Annotated in this window: 1 protein-coding gene and 1 pseudogene; both read left to right on the top strand. The window is 71.0% G+C overall.

Going from position 1 to position 1,346, the window contains the following annotated elements; translation table 11 throughout:
* A pseudogene (locus CON77_RS15630) lies at positions 1-247 on the top strand (inositol monophosphatase family protein); the annotation flags it as partial.
* A 2-nt stretch (positions 248-249) separates the two neighbouring features.
* Entirely contained in the window at positions 250-999 is a 750-nt protein-coding gene (locus CON77_RS13545; protein ID WP_101049975.1) for a flagellar brake protein, read from the top strand.
* Positions 1,000-1,346: the final 347 nt, after the last annotated feature.

Genomic DNA, 1,346 nt, shown 5'->3' with positions numbered 1-1,346 from the left:
GCTGCTGGTGACCGAGGCCGGCGGCCTGATCGGCAACTTCACCGGCGAGGCCGACTTCCTGGAACAGAAGGAATGTCTGGCCGGCAACCCGCGCATTTATGGCCAGCTGGTGGGCCTGCTGGGCAAGTACAGCAAGTTCGCCAGCGCCGGCGACAAGGCCGCGGTGCGCCAGGCCGGCACACCGGTGGCGGCCGAAAGCACCCCGGCGGAAGACCCGCCCGCAGCCGACGACGACGCCCCGTTCTGAGCATGCCGGACGGTTCCTCCACCGTGCGCTTGCCCGGTGAGCACAGCCCTTACTGGATCCATTACCCGCTCGACATCCGCCAGCAGCTGCGTCTGCTGGCCCAGCGGGGTGAGCGGGTGCTGCTGTGGTTCGGCCCGAACGAATCCATCGTGTCCAGCGTGCTGGAAGTGGGGGCGGACGGCCAGCTGCTGCTCGACATCGGCCCCGACCGCCGCACCAACGACCGCCTGTTGCAACTGAGCGAACTGTGGCTGACGGGTTTCATGGACGGGGTGGAAATCCAGGCCCCGATCGGGCCGCTGCGGCCGGCCACCCACGCCGGTCTGCCCGCCTTCGCCTGCCCGGCCCCCCAGCGTCTGCACCGCCTGCAACGCCGGGAGTTCCACCGCATGCCCATCCCGGCCGGGCACAAGATCCGCTGCACCCTGCCCACCCCAGACCAGCCGCCGCGCACCGTGGCGGTGGAGCTGCTGGACATTTCCCTGGGGGGGCTGTGCCTGGTCGATCCCGGCATCCCCGGGCTGGTGCTGCACAATGGCGTGACCGTGCCGCAGTGCAACATCGTGCTGGAAGGGCTGGGCAGCTTCACCGTCGACCTGGAAGTGCGCCATGTGGAGTCGCACCCCAGCCGCTCGGGCCAGGTCCGCCACCGGGTGGGCTGCCGGTTTGTCCAGCTGCCGGCCGGGGCCCAGCACCTGGTGCAGCGCTGCATCACGCAACTGGAACTGGACCGCCGGGCACTGAGCGCCTGAACCCGGGTGCCCACACAGGAGCCGACATGAGGATGCGTTGGAAACCGGCCGCGGCCGTGCTGGTGCTGTTGGCCTTGCTGGCTGGAGCCTTCTACCGCTGGGGCCCCTGGGCCGACCGCGTGGCCGAGGACGCCCTGGTCCACGGCAACGGCCGCCTGGAGGCCACCGAAATTGCCGTGTCCGCCAAATTCGCCGGCCGGCNNGGCCAGCCCCTGGCCCGGCTGCAGCTCGACACCCTGCAAGCCCAGCGCGACGAAGCCGAGGCGCGGCTGCAGCAGGCCCGGCAAGCGATCCAGACCGCCCAGGTGCAGGTGGCCCAGGCCGACAGCGCCCACCAGGCCGCCCTG

It is taken from the genome of Macromonas nakdongensis (assembly GCF_002837145.1).
GTDB lineage: Bacteria > Pseudomonadota > Gammaproteobacteria > Burkholderiales > Burkholderiaceae_C > Macromonas_B > Macromonas_B nakdongensis.
Note: the sequence above shows the minus strand (reverse complement) of the source record. Positions and strands in the feature narration are given on the sequence as shown.